The sequence below is a fragment of the Streptomyces sp. AC627_RSS907 genome (assembly GCF_019049165.1).
This window is the reverse complement of the sequence record NZ_JAGMUE010000233.1, coordinates 1-558: the sequence shown is the minus strand read 5'-3', so window position 1 is coordinate 558 and position 558 is coordinate 1. Positions and strand designations below refer to the sequence as shown.

The window sequence follows — 558 nt, the reverse complement described above, 5'->3', positions numbered from 1 at the left end:
GGTCGAGCCGGGGCGCCTGGCGTACGAAGTCGGCGAGCGGGGCCTCGGGGTCGAGGCGCCGCTGGTCGTGGGCGGCCAGGAGGACGGGGGTGCCGAGGGCCGCGGCGTAGTAGCTGACCGCTCCGAAGTCGCCGATGACCGCGTCGGCCGCCAGCAGGGCCTGCCGCCAGCCGTGTACGGGGTCGATCAGCGCGAGCCCGCCGCGCCGGGCCCGGTCCAGCCAGACGCGTATCTGCCCGGGGCCGTGGCCGTGCCAGATGTTGGGGTGCAGCACGGCGGCCAGCCGGTAGTCGTCGGCCGGCAGTTCGGCGGCGAGCCGGGGCAGCAGGCCGGGCAGCATGTCCTGGCCGCCGCCGTCGCCGAAGAAACCCTCCGGGTTCCAGGTGGAGTTCAGGACGACGAGCCGCTGGCCACGGCGTACGCCCAGCGCGCGCCGGTAGCGCTCACGGTGTGGGCGGGCGGCCAGCATGCGGTCGAAGGCGGGGTCGCCGGCGATGACCGCCGCCTTCTCGGCCGCGGGACAGGCCCGGCGCAGCCGTTCCCGCTGCTCCGGGTGGG

General features: G+C 76.7%; 1 protein-coding gene. It reads right to left on the bottom strand.

The annotated features are described in order from the left end of the window. Positions 1–558 (bottom strand): CDP-glycerol glycerophosphotransferase family protein (locus KUM32_RS32770; RefSeq protein WP_254406476.1); only part of this gene is annotated, 558 nt, incomplete at both ends.